Source organism: Streptomyces sp. NPDC025806, assembly GCF_055558275.1.
This window is the reverse complement of the sequence record NZ_JBVHMU010000018.1, coordinates 60,205-78,338: the sequence shown is the minus strand read 5'-3', so window position 1 is coordinate 78,338 and position 18,134 is coordinate 60,205. Positions and strand designations below refer to the sequence as shown.

General features: G+C 73.0%; 17 protein-coding genes. 7 read left to right on the top strand and 10 right to left on the bottom strand.

Going from position 1 to position 18,134, the window contains the following annotated elements; translation table 11 throughout:
* Positions 1 to 7 precede the first annotated feature (7 nt).
* Positions 8 to 382 carry a cupin domain-containing protein gene (locus tag ACZ4E1_RS32340; RefSeq protein ID WP_467546215.1) on the bottom strand — a complete coding sequence of 125 codons (375 nt, stop codon included), beginning with the start codon at positions 380 to 382 and terminating at the stop codon, positions 8 to 10.
* 119 nt (positions 383 to 501) lie between these two features.
* Between ACZ4E1_RS32340 and ACZ4E1_RS32335 the strand changes: the two genes are divergently transcribed.
* Together ACZ4E1_RS32335 and ACZ4E1_RS32330 are read left to right on the top strand one after the other, a co-directional pair.
* Positions 502 to 948 carry a MarR family winged helix-turn-helix transcriptional regulator gene (locus ACZ4E1_RS32335; protein WP_467546213.1) on the top strand — a complete coding sequence of 149 codons (447 nt, stop codon included), beginning with the start codon at positions 502 to 504 and terminating at the stop codon, positions 946 to 948.
* 141 nt (positions 949 to 1,089) lie between these two features.
* Complete coding sequence (locus tag ACZ4E1_RS32330; protein ID WP_467546211.1) at positions 1,090 to 1,971, top strand: esterase/lipase family protein; 882 nt, start codon at positions 1,090 to 1,092, stop codon at positions 1,969 to 1,971.
* Positions 1,972 to 2,054: 83 nt separating this feature from the next.
* Here the strand turns inward: ACZ4E1_RS32330 and ACZ4E1_RS32325 are convergent, their stop codons facing one another.
* Positions 2,055 to 3,047 carry a lytic polysaccharide monooxygenase auxiliary activity family 9 protein gene (locus ACZ4E1_RS32325; protein ID WP_467546209.1) on the bottom strand — a complete coding sequence of 331 codons (993 nt, stop codon included), beginning with the start codon at positions 3,045 to 3,047 and terminating at the stop codon, positions 2,055 to 2,057.
* Positions 3,048 to 3,232: 185 nt separating this feature from the next.
* On the opposite strand from ACZ4E1_RS32325, the gene ACZ4E1_RS32320 reads away from it, so the two are divergent.
* Positions 3,233 to 3,697, top strand: a complete 465-nt coding sequence (locus ACZ4E1_RS32320) for a GNAT family N-acetyltransferase (RefSeq protein ID WP_467546207.1) — start codon at positions 3,233 to 3,235, stop codon at positions 3,695 to 3,697.
* A 9-nt stretch (positions 3,698 to 3,706) separates the two neighbouring features.
* Here the strand turns inward: ACZ4E1_RS32320 and ACZ4E1_RS32315 are convergent, their stop codons facing one another.
* From ACZ4E1_RS32315 to ACZ4E1_RS32305, 3 genes are all read right to left on the bottom strand, one after another.
* A complete protein-coding gene (locus ACZ4E1_RS32315) occupies positions 3,707 to 3,844 on the bottom strand; it encodes a hypothetical protein (protein ID WP_399129977.1) in 138 nt (45 codons plus the stop codon).
* Positions 3,845 to 4,096: 252 nt separating this feature from the next.
* Positions 4,097 to 4,597 (bottom strand): ribonuclease FAU-1 family protein, encoded by a 501-nt coding sequence (locus tag ACZ4E1_RS32310; RefSeq protein ID WP_467546205.1) that lies wholly within the window; start codon positions 4,595 to 4,597, stop codon positions 4,097 to 4,099.
* The gene (locus ACZ4E1_RS32305; protein ID WP_467546204.1) at positions 4,575 to 5,507 is read right to left on the bottom strand and encodes a GNAT family N-acetyltransferase; all 933 of its coding nucleotides are present in this window, start codon (positions 5,505 to 5,507) and stop codon (positions 4,575 to 4,577) included. The genes ACZ4E1_RS32310 and ACZ4E1_RS32305 overlap by 23 nt, the downstream gene beginning before the upstream one ends.
* Positions 5,508 to 5,577: 70 nt before the next feature.
* Between ACZ4E1_RS32305 and ACZ4E1_RS32300 the strand changes: the two genes are divergently transcribed.
* A complete protein-coding gene (locus tag ACZ4E1_RS32300) occupies positions 5,578 to 5,952 on the top strand; it encodes a GntR family transcriptional regulator (RefSeq protein ID WP_467546202.1) in 375 nt (124 codons plus the stop codon).
* A gap of 223 nt (positions 5,953 to 6,175) precedes the next feature.
* On the opposite strand, the gene ACZ4E1_RS32295 is transcribed toward ACZ4E1_RS32300, so the two are convergent.
* Both ACZ4E1_RS32295 and ACZ4E1_RS32290 read right to left on the bottom strand, forming a co-directional pair.
* Positions 6,176 to 7,270, bottom strand: a complete 1,095-nt coding sequence (locus ACZ4E1_RS32295; RefSeq protein ID WP_467546200.1) for a DUF5925 domain-containing protein — start codon at positions 7,268 to 7,270, stop codon at positions 6,176 to 6,178.
* 82 nt (positions 7,271 to 7,352) lie between these two features.
* Positions 7,353 to 8,327, bottom strand: coding sequence for a LuxR C-terminal-related transcriptional regulator (locus ACZ4E1_RS32290; RefSeq protein ID WP_467546198.1), 975 nt, complete (start codon positions 8,325 to 8,327; stop codon positions 7,353 to 7,355).
* A 91-nt stretch (positions 8,328 to 8,418) separates the two neighbouring features.
* On the opposite strand from ACZ4E1_RS32290, the gene ACZ4E1_RS32285 reads away from it, so the two are divergent.
* The gene (locus tag ACZ4E1_RS32285; protein WP_467546196.1) at positions 8,419 to 12,651 is read left to right on the top strand and encodes a S8 family serine peptidase; all 4,233 of its coding nucleotides are present in this window, start codon (positions 8,419 to 8,421) and stop codon (positions 12,649 to 12,651) included.
* 292 nt (positions 12,652 to 12,943) lie between these two features.
* A complete protein-coding gene (locus ACZ4E1_RS32280) occupies positions 12,944 to 13,741 on the top strand; it encodes an SGNH/GDSL hydrolase family protein (RefSeq protein WP_467546194.1) in 798 nt (265 codons plus the stop codon).
* 39 nt (positions 13,742 to 13,780) lie between these two features.
* On the opposite strand, the gene ACZ4E1_RS32275 is transcribed toward ACZ4E1_RS32280, so the two are convergent.
* On the bottom strand, positions 13,781 to 15,451 hold the full coding sequence (locus ACZ4E1_RS32275) for a serine/threonine-protein kinase (RefSeq protein ID WP_467546192.1): 1,671 nt from the start codon (positions 15,449 to 15,451) through the stop codon (positions 13,781 to 13,783).
* Between the two features lie 405 nt (positions 15,452 to 15,856).
* Between ACZ4E1_RS32275 and ACZ4E1_RS32270 the strand changes: the two genes are divergently transcribed.
* Positions 15,857 to 16,126 carry a hypothetical protein gene (locus ACZ4E1_RS32270; RefSeq protein ID WP_467546190.1) on the top strand — a complete coding sequence of 90 codons (270 nt, stop codon included), beginning with the start codon at positions 15,857 to 15,859 and terminating at the stop codon, positions 16,124 to 16,126.
* A 190-nt stretch (positions 16,127 to 16,316) separates the two neighbouring features.
* On the opposite strand, the gene ACZ4E1_RS32265 is transcribed toward ACZ4E1_RS32270, so the two are convergent.
* Both ACZ4E1_RS32265 and ACZ4E1_RS32260 read right to left on the bottom strand, forming a co-directional pair.
* Entirely contained in the window at positions 16,317 to 17,093 is a 777-nt protein-coding gene (locus tag ACZ4E1_RS32265; protein ID WP_467546188.1) for an ABC transporter permease, read from the bottom strand.
* Complete coding sequence (locus ACZ4E1_RS32260) at positions 17,090 to 18,061, bottom strand: ATP-binding cassette domain-containing protein (RefSeq protein ID WP_467546186.1); 972 nt, start codon at positions 18,059 to 18,061, stop codon at positions 17,090 to 17,092. The genes ACZ4E1_RS32265 and ACZ4E1_RS32260 overlap by 4 nt, the downstream gene beginning before the upstream one ends.
* Positions 18,062 to 18,134 lie beyond the last annotated feature (73 nt).

Below are 18,134 nucleotides of genomic sequence, written 5' to 3'. Positions count from 1 at the left end.
GGGCGGATCAGCCCGCCCAGGGCGGCGTGATCCGCGTCCCGTCCCGCAGGGTCGCCTCCAGGCCCACCGACGTCGTCACCCACACCGACGCGGGGGAGTCCGTCGGGTTCTCCAGCGCGAGCTCCGAGCCCGCGTTCACGATCGCCGTGTCACCCGCGGCCAGCGCGTGCGCCGTGCCGTCGAGCGTCAGGCGCAGCGAGCCCGACAGGACGTGCAGGATCTCCTCCCGCGTCACGGTGTGCGGGGTCGCCTTCGTGCCGGCCGGGATCTCGCCCCGCCAGGCCGCCAGCTCCTTGCTGCCGCTGCCGGTGGAGGCGTGCGAGACGAAGCGGACGCCGTGCATCTCGTGGACGACGGCCTCTGACGCGCGGACTACGGGCATGTCTGGTCCCTCCGGTCGGTTCCCCTCGGATCTCCCCGATCCGAGGGGAGATTGGTCAAGCTCCTTGACTGGATGGTCAAGGAGCTTGACCGAATAGTCAAGGGTGTTTCAATGAGGCCGTGCAGAACTCCGACGCCCTCGCCCTGTCCACCGCCCTGCTCGCCGCGGCCGGGGAGCTGACCCAGCGCATCCATGAGGGCGTCGTGGCCAGGGGTTTCGAGGGGGTGCGGCCCGCGCACGGCTTCGCGTTCGTACGGATCTCCGCCGGGGACGCCACGGTCACCGATGTCGCCGCGCACCTCGGCGTCACCAAGCAGGCGGCCAGTCAGCTCGTCGACGAGCTGGAGCGCAAGGGGTACGTGGAGCGCCGCCCGCACCCGAGAGACGCGCGCGCCCGGCTCGTCGTGCTCACCGAACGAGGCCGCGCCTGCACCCGCGCCGCCGACGAAGCCGCCGCCGACGCCGTACGGCCCTGGGTGGAGCGCCTGGGGGAGCGGCAGTCCGCCGCGCTGGTACGACAATTGCTGGCCATCGCGCCGAACGGCCCGATTCGGCCCACCTGGTGACACCCTGTCGGCGGAGTGATCCGCAAGGACATCGGGAATCCTTTACCGACGCGTAACTTCAGGTCTGCACTACCCGCGCGTAACTTGTCTGGGTAACCGCACAGCTCACTCCTGCAACTCCCTTGAGCCGCAAGGAGATCCATGAAGCTGCCCAGAAGCCCCCGGCCCCCACGGTCCGCATGGCGGCGGACCCTGCGCGCCGTGACCGTCACCGCCGCACTCCTCGCCGCCACGGTCACCCCCCTCGGCGCCGCCCACGCGAGCACCGCGCCCGACCGCGGCTGGAACGACTGGTCCTGCCGTCCCTCGGCCGCCCACCCCCGCCCCGTCGTCCTCGTCCACGGCACCTTCGGCAACTCCGTGGACAACTGGCTCGTCCTCGCGCCGTACCTGGTGAAGCGCGGCTACTGCGTCTTCTCCCTCGACTACGGACAACTGCCCGGCGTCCCGCTCTTCAACGGCCTCGGCCCGATCGCCAAGTCCGCCGAACAGCTCGACGCCTTCGTCGACAAGGTGCGCGGCGCCACCGGCACCGCGAAGGTCGACCTCGTCGGCCACTCGCAGGGCGGCATGATGCCGCGCTACTACCTGAAGTTCCTCGGCGGCGCCGCCGAGGTGAACGCCCTCGTCGGACTCGCCCCCGACAACCACGGCACCACGCTCGACGGGCTCACCAAGCTGCTGCCCTACTTCCCCGGCGCCGAGGACCTGCTCACCCTCGCCACCCCCGGCCTCGCCGACCAGGTCGCGGGCTCGGACTTCGTCACCAAACTCAACGCGGGCGGCGACACCGTGCCCGGCGTCCACTACACCGTCATCGCGACCAAGTACGACGAGGTCGTGACCCCGTACCGCAGCCAGTTCCTCGACGGCCCCGACGTGCACAACGTGCTCCTCCAGGACCTGTGCCCCGTCGACCTCTCCGAGCACGTGACGATCGGCACCGTCGACCTCGTCGCGTACCACGAGGTCGCCAACGCCCTCGACCCCGCCCACGCCACCCCGACCGACTGCTTCAACTGACCCACCCCCCACGCGAACGGCCCGGTCGTCGCCTCCCCGCTCCGGAGAAGGACGACGACCGGGCCGCTTCGTGCGGGTACGGGTCAGCGGCCGTGGCGCCCGCCCGCCGTCGCGCGGCGCCGCGCCGAGGCGAACAGCCCCGCCGCACCGAGCGCCAGCGCCGCCGCACCGCCCATCGCGAGGTAGGGGGTGGTCGAGTCGCCACCGGTCTCGGCGAGGCCCTCGGAACTCCCGTCGGTCTTCGGCGCATTGGCGGGAGCGGCCGCCGGGGCGGGGGACTCCGTGGCACCCGGGTGATCCTCGTGCCCGGCGCCGTCGCTCATGTCCATGCCGCCGTGGTCGATCGTCGACTTGTCGGCGTCCTTCGCGATCTGCTCGTCCGAAGGCGCCGAGGGCTCCGCGGGCTCCGAGGTCTTCGGGGCCGCCGCACCGCCGGCCGCCGCACCGCCCCCGTACGTCACGTCCGAGCAGGAGTAGAACGCCTCCGGGCTGTCCGAGCGCTGCCAGATCCCGTAGACCAGCTGACGGCCCGTGCGCTCGGGCAGCGTGCCGGAGAAGGTGTAGTAGCCGCCCTCGGCCACCGGGTCCGTCTTCGTCGCCACCGGGTGCTCCAGGTCCAGGTCGGACCAGGCCAGCGGCTTCGACGCGTCGTACCCCTGCTTCGTCATGTACAGCTTGAAGGTGCCCTTGTGCGGGGCCGTCACCTTGTACTTGAACGTGTAGGAACCCGCCGAGACCTTCGTCGCGGGCCAGTCGTCGCGGGCCAGGTCGAGCCCCTTGAACTCCGCCGCGTTCGCCGAACACAGCTTGCCGTCCGGGATCCGCTCCTGGTGCCGGCCCGCCGCGTCGCCGTCCCGGATGCCGTTCCAGTCGTACAGGGCCTGGGTGCCGCCCGCCGCGACCGCCGCCTTGCACGCCGCGGACGTCGGGTTCTCGGCGCCCTCGGCGTAACAGGCCGCGACCCGGCTGACCGGGTCGCCCAGCGTGCCGTGCGCCGAGGCGGGCGCCGCCCACAGGGCGAGCGGGACGGCGGCGGTGGCGGAGACGGCGACGAGCCTGCGACGGCGTGCGGACATGGATGCTCCTCGGGCTTGCTTCCTGCGAACGGGGGGTGGTGGCAAGGAAGTTAGCCCGCGAAACGGCCCCCGAAAGCCCCTGGGAGCTCCCCGCGACGATCTTTATGGCGCACTTAAGGCGCGGCTCAGACTGTGATCAGAATGCTGGTGGCGCGAAGGCGCGGGAGTGACATAGACATGGCCGCATGAACACCGAGAACCCGCGGGTCCGCCCGGCCACCGACGCCGACGTGGAGGCCGTGCGCGCCGTCACCGACGCCGCCTACCACCCCTACATCGCCCGCATCGGCGTCGTCCCCCAGCCCATGGAGGCCGACCACGCCGCGAACGTGGCGGCGGGCCGCGTGTACGTCACGGGGGAACCGGAGGTCGTCGGCCTCGTGGTGGTGGAGGCCCGCCCCGACCACCTCTTCCTCGACAGCGTCGCGGTCCACCCCGACGCGCACGGACGCGGCGTGGGCCGCGCCCTGCTCCACTTCGTCGACGCCCACGCGCGCGCCCTCGGGCTGCCCGAGGTGCGGCTCTACACCAACGCGCTGATGTGGGAGAACCAGAAGATCTATCCGCGGTACGGATACGAGGTCGTGGAGCGCCGGGTCGACGGGCCCTACGACCGCATCCACTACCGCAGGCGTCTGGACGTCATCTGACCGGCCGCCCTACTCGTCCGGCCACCACGTCCTGCGCACGTCCTTGCGCACTTCGGGTCGCTCGCGCCGGGGCTCGGCGGCCTCTTCCTGCAGCCGGCGCGTGATGCCGCTCGTGCGGGCCGGCTTGTGCATGGTCACTCGGCGCATCTCGGGCCTCCTGTACCTACACGGGTTCCAACGTGGTGCCGTTGTAGTCCTGTTCCCGGAGGGTGACGCATCGAAGCGCAAATGTCAGTGGCGGTTGTCACGTACCCCGAGTCGTGAATGCGTTCGCCTGCGGCCCTGGTGGGGCCGGTCGCCCCTGAAGGCTGCGCGCAGCGCATGCCTTCCAGGGGCGCGGGGAACTGCGCGAGAAGCCCCACCGGCCCGCAGAGGCCTACGAAACAGAGGCCCACACGGTCAGACGCCTCTCAACAGCCCCGCCAGACCGCCCCCGCGGGCCAGAACCTCCAGCTCGTCCAGGGCCCGCACCGCGGCCCCCGCCGCACCCGGGTCCCGCTCGCGCAGGCCACTCGCCGCGAACTCGTCCTCGTCCAGCCGGATCACCTCCGACCCGTCCCCCGAGACCCACAGATCCAGGTCGAGATCCTCCGAGACGAGCCCCTGCGCGTCCCGGACCACCGGCCGGGTGACATCGCAGTACCAGCCCTTCAGCACCCCGTCACCCGCCCGCACCTCCTTCACGGAGAACCAACGGTCCCGCCAGTAGTGCTCGGTGAACACGTCACCGGGCTCGAACCGCACGAACCCGAAGTCCCGCACCCCGGACCCCGCCCACGCGGCCCGCACCACGACCCGCGTCCCGTCGTCCCCGAGCAGCTGCGCAGGGTACGAGATCTTCTCGCGCCCGCCCTTCACCAGCCGGACCCGCACCGCCTCAGGCGCCGAGCTCCCGGACATGCCGTACCTCCGTCGTGTCCACCACGTAACCGAACCATTGGTTGATCGCGAGCATCGGACCGTTCTCCGCGTCGTTGCCCGTGTACGCCACCGTGATCCCCGCCGCGCGGGCCCGGTGCAGCGAGTCGTTCTTGGCGAGCTTGGCCAGGCCCCGGCCCCGGAACGCGCGCAGTGTCCCCGTCATCCCCGTCGAGTAGCGGCCCTCGCCGTCCGTACGGGCCGCCGAGAACGCGGCCGGACGGCCGTCCACCAGCGCGATCGTCGTCAGCGCGTGGTTCACCAGCGGATGCTCCCAGGTGTCGCGCAGCCACTGTCCGTACTCCATCTCCGCGGAGATGTCGCCCGGCTCGTCCGCGACCGTCGCCGCGTCCAGCTCGAACACCGGGCGCGGATCGTCCGCGAAGTCCGCCGCCGTCCGCAACTCCACACCCGGCGGCGGCGTCCGCAACGGCGGCAGCGCGTTCGGTGTGAGGTCCAGGCGCAGGAAATGGGCGCTGCGGCTGCGCCGGTAGCCCCGGGCCGCGGCCCACGCCAGGTTCTCCGCGCCGTCCAGTGCCCAGCAGAACACCCTCTGTGCACCGTGCCGGGCCAGATGCTCCTCGGCGGTGCGCAGCAGCAGGGTGCCCGCGCCGCGCCCGCGCCGCTCCGGATGCACGTACACGTTGGCGAAGCCCTGGCCCGGCACCGGGCTGTCGTCCGCGATGCCGACCTGGGCCGTGCCGATCACCTCGCCGTCGTCCGCCACCGCGACGAGCTGGCGGTAGTGGGCGTCGGGATGCGCCCGCGCGGCGTCGAACGCGACAGAGGCGGGCGTCGCCAGCATCGCCGGCACGCAGGCGCGGCGGACCCGGGCGAAGCCCTCCGTGTCCGACGGACGGTCAGGGCTGGTGGCACGGACGATCACGGTCATGAACGCGCACGCTACGCGCCGTCCGTACGCGGGTGCCTCCCATTTTCCGGGCCTGCGGGACAATCGGCCGGTGACCTTGAAGATCCGTGTCCAAGACACCGCCGACAGCGCCGCGCCCTACGAGCAGGTGCGCGCCCAGATCTCCGAACAGGCCCGTTCCGGGGCCCTGCCCGTGGGCCACAAACTCCCCACCGTGCGCGGGCTCGCCGAGCAGCTCGGGCTCGCCGCGAACACCGTGGCCAAGGCGTACCGGGCGCTGGAGGCGGACGGGGTGATCGAGACGCGGGGGCGCAACGGAACGTTTGTCGCTGCCGCTCGGGACGCGGCTTCTCGGGAGGCGGCGATCGCGGCGAGTGGCTTCGCCGAGCGGGTTCATCGGCTCGGGTTGTCGCATGAGGCGGCGCTTTCGGCAGCCCGTGATGCACTGCGGGCCGCCTACGAATAGGGGTTGACCGGTTCGATCGCGGCTGCGGGTGCGTCGTGGCTGGTCGCGCAGTTCCCCGCGCCCCTGGAAGGCATGCGGCTTCGCCGCGCCTTCCCCCGACCACAGGCGCCCGGCGCCTTGATCGAGGAGATGCCACCCGAAGGGTGTGCATCTCAGGGGCGCGGGGAACTGCGCGACCAGCCCCCACCGGCCGTCAGCCGACCAACCGGGACTTCGGCTCGGGTTACAGATACAAACCCGCGTCGGCGGAGCCACGAGGGTCCGGTACCGATGTCGGAGACACCCCGCGGCGCAAGGCGTACAGCTCGGCCAGCGTCGCGCCCCCGTGGCCGACGCCCTCGTCGGTGCCCAGCCAGCCCACGGACTCCGACCGCGTGAGGGGCCCGACCTCGATGCGGGCGAGGCACCGCCCGGGCCGGACGACAGCCGGGTGCAACCGCTCCAGGTCCTCGTTGGTGGTGACGCCGACGAGGACGTTGCGGCCCTGGCCGAGCAGCCCGTCCGTCAGGTTGAGCAGCCGCGACAACGCCTGCCCCGCCGTGTGCTTGGCCTCCCCGCGGATCAGCTCGTCGCAGTCCTCCAGGAGCAGCAGCCGCCAGCGGCCCTTCGCCGTGCCGTCCTCCTCGCCGATCGCGATGTCCATCAGGTAGCCGACGTCGGTGAAGAGGCGCTCGGGGTCCAGGACGCAGTCCACCTGGCACCAGTCCCGCCAGGAGCGCGCGAGCGTGCGCAGCGCCGACGTCTTGCCGGTGCCGGGCGGCCCGTGCAGCAGGAGCAGCCGGCCCGCGATGTCCTCGGGCCGCGTCGTCATCAGCCGGTCCATCGCCTCCGCGACCGGCGCCGTGTAGTTGGGCCGCACCTCGTCCCACGTACCGGCCGAGATCTGCCGCGTGGTGCGGTGCGGGCCGCGCCGGGGCGACACGTACCAGAAGCCCATCGTCACGTTCTCCGGCTGGGGTTCGGGCTCGTCGGCCGCCCCGTCCGTGGCCTGTTTCAGCACCGTCTCGGCGAGCTCCGCCGTCGTCGCCGTCACCGTGACGTCCGCGCCCCTGTTCCACCGCGAGACCAGCAGCGTCCAGCCGTCGCCCTCGGCGAGCGTGGCGCTGCGGTCGTCGTCGCGCGCCGAGCGCAGCACCCGGGCGCCGGGCGGCAGCAGTGTGGCAGCGGAGCGGACCCGGTCGATGTTCACCGCGTGCGAGTGCGGCTGCTCGCCCTTGGCGAAGCGGCCGAGGAACAGCGCGTCGACGACATCGGCGGGCGAGTCGCTGTCGTCGACCCCCAGCCGGACCGGCAGCGCGTCGAACGGGTTCTCAGACATGCCGCCATGATCCGGCACGAATGCGCCGCCCGCACGGGATTTCCGCAGCGCGTCCCCGTACGGCTTGACGGGGTGTCACGGGTCAGATCCAGCCGCGCCGGACCGCGATCACCCCGGCCTGGAAGCGATTGGCCGCCCCCAGCTTCTCGTTGAGGGCGCTGATCCGGCGCCGCATCGTGCGCACCGACCAGCCGAGCTGCCGGGCGATCGCCTCGTCCTTGAGGCCCGCGACGAGCAGCGTCAGCATGCGGCGGTCGTCCTCCGTCAGCGGATCGTCGGCCGGCGCGCCCAGCGGGGTCGCCGCACGCCAGCACATCTCCCAGTAGTCGACCAGGCCGTCCAGGAGTGCCGACGGGCGCAGCACCGCCGCCCGCACCTCCCCGGCGAAGTCCAGGGACAGCGGCAGCAGCGCGAGCCGCCGGTCCGCTATCGCCAGCTTCACGCGCAGGCCCGGCAGGACGCGGGCCTCCTCGCCGCGCGCCACCAGTTCGCGGATGTCGCCGAGCACGCCGGGCCACTCCAGCGCCTCGGGCGCGTAGACCGCGCGGTACCCGACGCCGCGGGTGAGGGCCGTCGCCTCCACCGGATTGGAGGTCGTCAGGGCGTACGGCGGCCGGTCGAGCGTGATGACCTCCTCGCGGGCCTCCTGCTGGAGCCGCACGAACCAGCGGCCCAGTGCCTCGCTGCCCACGACGACCTCGACCTCCTCCGTGCCGCCCGCCTGGGCCGCGTCGAAGAGCCGGGACAGTTCGCCCGCCGCGTCCCGCACGGTGGCGAGTTCGGCGGTGCGGGCGCGCACCAGCGCCTCGATCGCCGCGCCGGGCTCGATCGCCGCGTACCGGCGGCGCTGACCCGAGAGCCGCCCCACCAGGCCGAGTTCACGCAGCCGGTCCAGGGCGCGGGCCGCACGGTCCGTGGAACAGTCGAGGGGACCGGCGAGTTCGGCCGGCGCCGCGGTGTGGCGGACCAGGATCTCGCGGTAGACGCGCTCGTCGAAGGGGTCGACACCGGCCGCGGTCAGCTGCCTGCGGAGGGTGTCGGGCGACTCGTGGGGCATGCGGGGATCGTGGCCCGTATGTGCCAGGGGCCGCAATGGGCCAGGCCGAATCGTTGTCCCGGCCACCGGCGCGGACGTAGGACCTGAGGGCATGGACCCGATATCAGCCACGCGGAGCAGGACTTCGCCCCCGGCCGGCCGAAGATCCGCCCGGCCCGCCACCGGCCGCACGGTGACCTCCCTGGTCGCCGCCACCGTGCTCGGCGGTCTGCTCGCCGGACCGGCCGCGACCGCCGCGCCCGGAAAGGACCCGGACCGGCGGGTGATCGTCACCCTCGACGGGGCCGCGCCCGTGGCCGGAAAGGGCAGGCTCGACCGCGCCGAGAAGGCGGACGTGCTCGGCGAGCGCAAGCAACTCAAGGCCGCACAGGGCAGGTTCCTCGACGCGCTGGACGCGGCGGGCATCGAGGTCCGCGCGCCGCGCCGGCTGAACCTGCTGCTCGACGCCGTCGCCGTCACCGTCAAGTCCTCCCAGGTGGCGGACCTGAGGCGGCAACCCGGCGTCACCGGCGTCGTCGAGGACAAGAAGCTCCGGATCCAGACCGACGACAGCGTGCCCACCATCGGCGCGCCCCAGGTGTGGAAGCGCGAGGACCCGAACGGCACGAAGGTCCGCGGCGACGGCGTGACCGTCGCCGTGCTCGACAGCGGCATCGACTACACCCACCCCGACCTCGGCGGCGGGTTCGGCGCCGGCCACAAGGTCGTCGGCGGGTACGACTTCGCCGACGACGACGCCGACCCGATGGACGACAACGGCCACGGCACCCACGTCGCGGGCATCATCGCCGGCGAGGCGGCGGAACCCGGCGGTGTCACCGGGGTCGCCCCGGGCGCCTCGCTCATGGCGTACAAGGTCATGGGCGCCGACGGCTACGGCGAGACCTCCGACATCGTGGCGGGCCTGGAGGCGGCCGTCGATCCGGCGAACCCGCACCGCGCCGACGTCGTCAACCTGAGCATCGGCGGCCCCGGCGACGGCAGCGACCCGATCGGCCTCGCCGCCACGGCCGCCACGCAGGCCGGCGTCGTGGTGGTCGCCTCGGCAGGCAACGAGGGCCCGGGCCACAACACCGTCGGCTCCCCGGCCGCCGCCGACGGCGTCCTCGCGGTCGGCGCCTCCGTCAGCGGACTGCGGATCCCGGGCGCCGCCTACAAGGACGGCGGCAAGATCCAGACCTTCCGTGGCTACGTCTCCGCGAACCCGCCGGCGCAGCCCGTCACCCTCGAACTCGCCGACGTCGGCTACGGATCCCCCGAGGAGTGGGACGCCGCCGGTGACGTCGAGGGCAAGGCGGTACGCGTCCAGTACCCGATCTCCTCCGACGTCGGCGACGTGTCGATCCAGGAGCTGGACCTGGCCCGCGAGGCCGAGAAGCGCGGCGCCGTCGCGATCCTCGGCGGGACCACGAACAGCGGCCCCGTCCTGGCGGGGGAGCGCCGCGGCTTCGTCGAGGCCGCCCCGCGCAACGCGATCGACGCCTCGGGCGACTCCCTGCGCATGGACCACGTCATCGTGATGGGCGTCGACGACACCCAGTACGACGAACTCGGCCGCCGCCTCGCGGACGGCAAGGTCGAGATCACCGTCACCGGCGAGGACGCCACCGACCGCATGGCCGGCTTCTCCTCCCGCGGCCCCGACGCCGGCTGGGACCTCAAGCCCGACCTCGTCGCCCCCGGCTACGACATCCGCTCCACCGTGCCGAAGTCCCTGTACGCGCCGGGCCAGTACCGCATGTCCGGCACGTCGATGGCCGCCCCGCACGTCGCGGGCGCCGCCGCCCTGCTGCGCCAGCTGCACCCCGACCACAGCCCGGCGCGCGTCACCTCCGAACTCACCGGCTCCAGCAAGGAACTGCCGGACTTCGACACGGCGACCGTCGGCGCCGGACGCCTCGACGTGGCCGCCGCCGCGGACGCGGCCGACGCCGGGATCACCACGACCCCCGCGACCCTCTCGTACGGCCTCGCCGACCTGAAGGACCGGTACATCGGCGGCAGCCGCGCCCTGACCGTGCACAACGACGGCGACAAGGCCCGCACCGTGCGCCTCACCGCGAGCGGAGACGCCCGCGTCAGCCCGGGCACCCTGACCGTCCCGGCGGGCGGCAGCGCCCGCGCGACCGTCACCCTGCGCGCCGAACGGCCCGCCGCCGACACCGAGATCAGCGGCCGGGTCACCCTGGCCCCCGAGGGCGCCCCCACGCTCCACGTGCCCTACCTCCTCTCCGTACGCACCCTCTTCGCGCAGGCCGGACCCGACCCCAGCGACGGGAAGTCCGGCGTCGCCGTGTTCGCCCCCGTCGACCTCAAGGGCGCCCCGACCGTCACCGTGCGGCCCCCGCACGGCCCGCCCTTCACCGCCGGGACGAAGCACCGGGGCGGCAACGTGTACGAGGTCCAGCTCTCCGTCGAGGACGAGGGCGCGTACCGGATCTCGGCCCGCGCCGAGACCGCCGACGGCAAGACGCTCACCAGCAACAGCGACGGCTTCGAGGTCACCCCGAAGTCCTCGCGCGGCGACCGGTGGCAGCCGGTCGGTCCGTCCGGCGAGGCCGGTGACCTCACGCTCGCGCCCGGCGCCCCCGGGCACGCGGTGCTCGACCGCGCCGACAGCCCGGGCCTGTGGGCCACCGACGACAACGGCAGGACCTGGCGCCAGACCGCCCGGCTCCCCGTCACGGACGTCGCCGGCGACGGCCACCTCGTCATCGACCCCGAGGACGAGAACCGCTGGTGGTACGCCGTCAACAGCGCCTCCCACTTCCCGCAGACCGGGCAGATCCTGCGCACCGAGGACGCCGGCCGCACCTGGCAACGCCTGGACACCCCCGGCGACCCGGTCTCCGGCCTCCTCTCCGACGACCGGACCGGCACCCTGATCGCGTGGACCGGCGCGGGCCTCCTGCTCAGCCGCGACGGCGGCACGCACTGGACCACGGCGCCGCTCGACGTCCCCGGCGACGTCTACGACGTGAAGGCCGCCGGCGACAGCCTCTACTACGCCACCGGCCACGCCGTCTGGAAGCGCGACGGCCTCGCCTCGGGCACCCTCGGCACACCGCGCAAGGTGTACGAGCCGAAGGGCGGCCGGACCGTCACCCGCGTCGTCGCCCAGGGCGACTTCGTCGGGGGGTACGAGAACGGCACCGGCGTCGTCGGCTCCCGCGACGGCGGCACGACCTGGTCGACACTGCTCGACACCTGGCTCGGCGTCTCCGGCCTCACGATCACCGGCGGCGACCTCTACGTCGCCACCCGGGACGGCATCCAGGTCGGCCGGGACCTCGGCCGCGACTGGTCCCTGATCAAGGCCCCCGGCGACTTCGTGGCCCTCGACTTCGACCGCTGGGCCGACGGCTCCCTGACCGTCTCCGCGTCCGGCGCGGGCCTCTACCGCACCCGCGACGACGGCGCGCACTACGAGCGTCTCGGCGTCCAGGGCGGCACCGTCAACGGCCTGGAGGTGAGCGGAAAGACGCTGCTCGCGGCGGGCCCGGTGGGCACCCACCGCACCGCGCTGCCGGCGCGCGACCCCGACTGGGGCACCACCGGCGGTGAGGGCACGCTCGGCAACGAGACCGCCCTGCTCAAGGTGTCCGCGCAGGACGACAACGTCGTGTGGCGGGTCCGCAAGGGCCCGTGGGGCGACTTCGCCGTCGAGCGCAGCACCGACGGAGGCCGCTCCTGGGAGGAGAAGGGCCACGGCGAGGGCACCGTCTTCGCCCTCGAAGTGCACCCGGCCGACCCCGACCAGGTGTACGTGGCCTACGGCAACATCCGCAGCCAGGGCCTCTACGCCACCGCGGACGGCGGCGAGCACTGGAAGAACCTGCGCCAGGACACCCACCTCACGGCGCTGGCCGGTGACCCGTCCGATCCGGACATCCTGTGGCTGGGCGCCCCCGACGGCCTCTACCGCTCCGACGACCGGGGCGAGCGGATGACGAAGCGGGCCGACGGCCAGGTCACCGCGATCCGGTTCGCGGGTCCGCGCCTGCTGCTCGGCGGTGACGGCATCCGCACGTCGACCGACGGCGGCAGCACCTTCCGCACCGGCGACACCGGCGGACTGCCCGTCCGGATCACGGACTTCGAGCAGATCGGCGACACCCTGTACGCGGGATCCGGCGCCTTCTGGGAGACGGCGCTGCCGCGCGGCGGCCGGGGCGTGCTGCGGTCCACGGACGGCGGGCGCACCTGGCACAACGTCTCCACCGGGTTGCAGAACCTCGACGTCACCCAGCTCGCGACCGACGGCGAGGACCTGTACGCCGGCACCACCCTGGGCGGTGTGCACCGCCTGGACCTGTCCGACTGACCACCGCGACCGCTGTGCAGGTGAGCCCCCGTCCGGGACCGTCCGGGCGGGGGCTCGTGCGTCGAAAAGAGCCTGGGGGAGGCATGTCTGAGGCTGAATCAGTTCTGACGGATGGCCAGTAATCGCAAGGGTCTACGGGCGTAGCGCGGTGGTGCGGAGGGTATTGAGGTTACGGGCGCACACCTGACATGAACCTGCCGTAACTCGGGGTGAATGTTCGCGTCAGTACTTCCCGGTAACTAAGTGGCGTGGTACGACAGTTGTCGCAGAGATCCTGCTCAGGGAGGTTTTCATGAGACGTACCCGTATTGCGGCTTACGTTACATCGCTCCTCTTCGCCGCGACCGCCGTCCTCACCGGGGCGGCCACCGCACAGGCCGCGGGCACCGGTTACGTGGCGCTCGGCGACTCCTACTCCTCGGGGGTGGGCGCCGGCAGTTACGACAGTGCCAGCGGTTCGTGCAAGCGCTCCACCAAGGCCTACCCGGCCCTGTGGGCGGCGTCGCACGCACCCGCCAGCTTCAACTTCGTGGCCTGCTCCGGCGCGGTCACGGGCGACGTGCTGAACAACCAGCTGGGTCCGCTCAGTTCGAGCACCGGCCTCGTCTCCATCAGCATCGGAGGCAACGACGCCGGCTTCGCCGACGTCATGACGACCTGTGTGCTCTACTCCGAGTCCACCTGCGTCGACCGCGTCAACCAGGCGCGTGCGTACGTGACCTCGACCCTGCCCGCCAAGCTCGACGCGGTGTACGCGGCGATCAAGGCCAAGGCTCCCTCGGCCCGCGTCGTGGTCCTGGGCTACCCCCGCTTCTACCAGCTCGGCGGCTCCTGCATCGCGGGCCTCTCCGAGACGGAGCGGTCGGCCATCAACGGCGCCGCCGACCTGCTCGACACCACGATCGCCGGCCGCGTCTCCGCCGCGGGCCTCACCTTCGGCGACGTACGGACCACGTTCACCGGCCACGAGATCTGCTCCGGCTCGTCCTGGCTGCACAGCGTGAACTGGACCAACATCGGCGAGTCCTACCACCCGACCGCCACCGGGCAGTCGAGCGGCTACCTGCCCGTCTTCGCGTCCAAGGCCTGAGCTCCGGGAATCCGGTGGCCCCTAGTGCACGACAGCGCGTCAGTACGTAGGTGAAGCCGTGGTGGCCCCGCTCGACGTGGGGGTCACCACGTCGCACGTCACGGAGTACGCCACAGCGTTCGAGGTCGCCGCGACCGGCCGGTCGACCCGCACCGAGATCTCGTTGTGCAGCGTCCCGCCCTCCTCGTAGGCGGTCTCCGTCGTCTCCACGGTGCGACTCAGGGAGCTGCCCGCCGGGAAGCTGAGAGTCTGCCAGCCGGGCTCCGAGGGCTCCCCGTCCCGCGTGACCCAGCGGAAGCGCACCTCGGCCGGCGTCCGCCCCACCGTGATCGTCGCCGAGAACGCGGGCGCCTCCGCCGCGGGCGCCTCCGCCGCGGGCGCCTCCGCCGCGGGCGGCGGGCACGGACCCGAGTAACTCCCGCGCACCGCGTGCACGCTGACCCGCACGGACTGCGCCGGACGCGTCGTGGCCCCGCCGCCGGCCGAACCACCGCCTCCCGCCGCGCTGCTGCGACTGACGCTGCTCGTAGGGCTCTTCTCGCCGGCCGTGGCGTCGTCGCCCCGCACGCCCGAAGCCGAACTCCCGCCGCCGGACGCCCCTCCCGAGCCGCCCCCGTCGCCGCGGTTCATCAGCGCGTACGTGAGGGTGCCCACCGCGACCAGCAGCACCACGAGGCCCGCCGTGAGGGCGAGCGAGGCGCGACGGGTGCGCGAGGGGCCGAAGGAGCCGGTGGGCGGAGTCGTCGCCGAGGCCATGGGGGCGGTGCCGGTCGGCGGGGTCGGCGGGCCGGGCGGATCCCGGTGCGTGCCGAGGCGCGTGGCGGACGCCGTGGGAGCGGAGTGCGCGGGGCCCGAGCTCAGCGTGCCGCCCGCCCCGACGATCCGCAGGTCGTGCTCGGCCTGCGCCGCGCCGGTCCGCTCGGCCGGCTCCTTGCGCAGCAGGCCCTCCAGGACCGGGGTGAGCGGGCCCGCCCGGTGCGGCGGCGGCAGTTCCTCGTCCACGACGGCCCGCAGCGTGCTCAGCGGGGTGTCCTGACGGAACGGCGAATGCCCCTCGACGGCCGCGTACAGCAGCACGCCGAGCGACCACAGATCGGACTCGGGACCCGGCGTGCGGCCCAGCGCCCGCTCCGGCGCGAGGAACTCGGGCGAGCCGACGACCTCGCCGGTCATCGTCAGCGCCTGTGTCCCCTCGACCCGCGCAATGCCGAAGTCGGTCAGCACGACCCGGCCGTCGTTCGCCAGCAGCACGTTCCCCGGCTTGACGTCCCGGTGCAGCACCCCGGCCTCGTGCGCGGCCCGCAGCGCCGACAGGACCTCCGCGCCGATGTGCGCCGCGCGCTGCGGCGGCATCGGGCCCTCCGCGTCCAGCTGGTCGGCGAGCGAGACGCCGCGCACCAGCTCCATCACGATCCAGGGCCGGCCGTCGTCGGTCGCCACGTCGTACAGCGTGATCACGTTGCGGTGCGAGACGCGGGCGGCGGCCCAGGCCTCCCGCTCCAGCCGCGCGTACATCCGGTCCAGCTCGGCCCCCGGCAGCCCGGCCGGGGGCTGGACCTCCTTCACGGCGACCTCGCGCCCGAGCACCTCGTCCCGGGCGCGCCAGACGGTGCCCATGCCGCCCTCGCCGATCGGATCGATCAGCCGGTACCGGCCCGCGATCGTCCGCGTTCTGTCCCTGCCCGGCTCCGAGCTCACGGGCGCCCCCATCCCCGGCGAGACAAGTCTGAACAAAAGTAGCTCAACCTGACCTGATCGCGGCACCCTCGGAAGCGGCCGGAGTGAGATGGCCCACGTTGCGCCCGGGGTCCCTTCCGGACCTCCGGCATCGGCCCGTCGCCGGACCCCGACACGCCGGTCGGCCCTCCGACTTGACCGCGACCACTCCTTCACTCCCTGTGACGAAGGGGTTCGAAAGCGGACCGGAATCGACCGTCGAGTGCCCAGCTTGTCCAACTCGCCCTGGATTAAGTCGGATTCGGAGCGTAGTCGCCGACGAGGCGTCAACCTCCGTACGAGGGAGGTGAATCCCTCCGGCGGGATACACGAGTGTCCCGCTGGGGCGATAGGGTTAACCTGCCCGGGCCGGGTGCCCTCGTACGGGTGGGGAGTGACATGGAACAGATAACAGTGCGCAGCAGGCCTCGAGTGCCTGCGATCACCTGCGGGAGCAGCGCGACCAGTTCGCGTCTCGACCGCCATCTCTCGGTGCTCGGCGGCCCCGCCGTCCCGCAGCGCGAGACGGTCGAGGCGACCTTGCTGATGCGTGAACTGACCGCGCGTGACCGAGCGCACGAGCGCAGCGGCAGGGTTGCACGGATGCGGCGGGTCTCGCTCTTCGCACCGCTGCGACGGCTGAGCCGCTCGCTGTTCGGCGGCCACTGACCGGCTGCCGCAGGGCTCGGGCCCGCATCCGACCTCCGCGCCGTACGGCGTACCGCTGCGCATCTCCGCGACCGTCATCCCCACGGCATGCGGCGGGCGCCCCGGCGGGGGAGTCGGTTGCGGGCCCTGTCTTTTTCCGGGTCCTTCGCCCGGTCCTTCTTTCGGTCTCTCTTCCAGGCCTGAGAGCCTGTCAGCCCCGTGTGTAGCGCCGGACCGCGAGCGGCACGCACACCACGAGCAGCACCCCGCACCACATGAGCGTTCCAACCACCGGGTGGGCCACCGGCCAGCTCGCCCCGTGCGGCACCGGTGCGTTCCCGAACAGGTCGCGCAGCGCCGTGCACACCGCGCTGACCGGGTTCCACTCCGCGACCGTGCGCAGCCAGCCGGGCATCCCGGCGGTCGGCAGGTACGCGTTCGACAGCATCGGCAGCATGAACGTGGCGCTGCCCAACTGCCCTGCCGCCTCCTCGCTCTTGGAGGCGAGACCGAGCAGGATCCCCAGCCACGTCGTGGCGAACCGGAACAGCAGAAGCAGTCCGAACGCGCCGAGCGCGGACGGCAGCCCGGCCTCGATCCGCCAGCCCATCGCGAACCCCACGAGCACCATCGGCACCAGGCCCGCCGCCGTCGTCAGCAGATCCGCCACGGCCTGCCCGAGCGGTACGGCGGCCCGGCTCATCGGCAGGGTGCGGAAGCGGTCCATGACGCCCCGGTGCGCGTCCTGCGCGGCCGCGAACATGCCGGTCATGATCCCGTTGGCCGCCGTCGCCACGAGCATCCCCGGCACCAGGAAGGCCCGGTAGTCCGCGCCCGGCATCGCCATGGCGCTGCCGAACACGTACCCGAAGAACAGCAGCAGGGTGATCGGCATCGTCTGGGTCAGGATCAGCAGGGCCGGCGCCCGCCGGATCCGCTGGAGATGGCGGCCCAGCACCGCCGTGCCGTCGTACAGGATCGCGCTCATGCCGCGGCCTCCGTCAGGGTCGGTCGGGCGGCCGTCAGCCGCAGGAACACTTCGTCGAGGGTGGGCGGGCGCAGACTCGCGTCGACCAGCGGGACCCCGGCCGCGTCCAGCTCGCGCACCACGCGGGGCAGGGTCACGGCCGGGTCCAGGACGAGCGCGCCGGCGGTGCGCCGCTCCGCGTCCAGCTCGGGCCGCGATCCCGTCAGCTGGTCCAGGACGACCGCCGCCGCGTGCAGGGCCTGCGCGCCGGCGTCCTCCGCGAGGACGACCTCCGCGTAGGACCCGATCCGGGCCTTCAGCTCGGCGGGCGTGCCGGTGTGGGCGGCGCGACCCTCGTCGATCAGGACGATCTCGTCCGCGAGCAGATCGGCCTCCTCCAGGTACTGGGTGGTCAGCAGGACGGTCGTGCCGGCGGCGGCCAGCTCGCGCACCGCCTCCCAGATCCCGTTCCGGCTGTGCGGGTCGAGGCCCGTCGTCGGCTCGTCCAGGAACAGCACGGCGGGCCGGGTGAGCAGGCTCGCCGCGAGGTCGAGGCGGCGCCGCATGCCGCCCGAGTACGTGCGGGCCGGCCGGTCCGCGGCGTCCGCCAGGTCGAACCGGTCGAGCAGCTCGTCGGCGCGGGAGCGGGGCGTGCGCAGCAGCCTGGCGAACAGCCGCAGGTTCTCCCGGCCGGACAGGTCGCCGTCGACCGAGGCGTACTGGCCCGTCACGCCGATGCTGCGGCGCACCGCCTGTGCCTCGGTCGCGATGTCGTACCCCGCGACACGCGCGGAGCCCGCGTCCGGTCGCAGCAGCGTCGTCAACAGCCGGACCGCCGTCGTCTTGCCCGCCCCGTTCGGACCGAGCAGACCGCAGACGGAGCCTTCGCGCACCGCCAGGTCGAGGCCCCGTACGGCGTGGACGGCCTTCGCGCCGGAGCCGAAGCGCTTCTCCAGACCTTCACTAAGTACAGCGTACGTAGAAGTCATGCCCCCACCGTAGCGCACTACGTACGCCGTACGTAACTACGATGGTGCGAGAAGGTTCGAGAGGTGATGATCG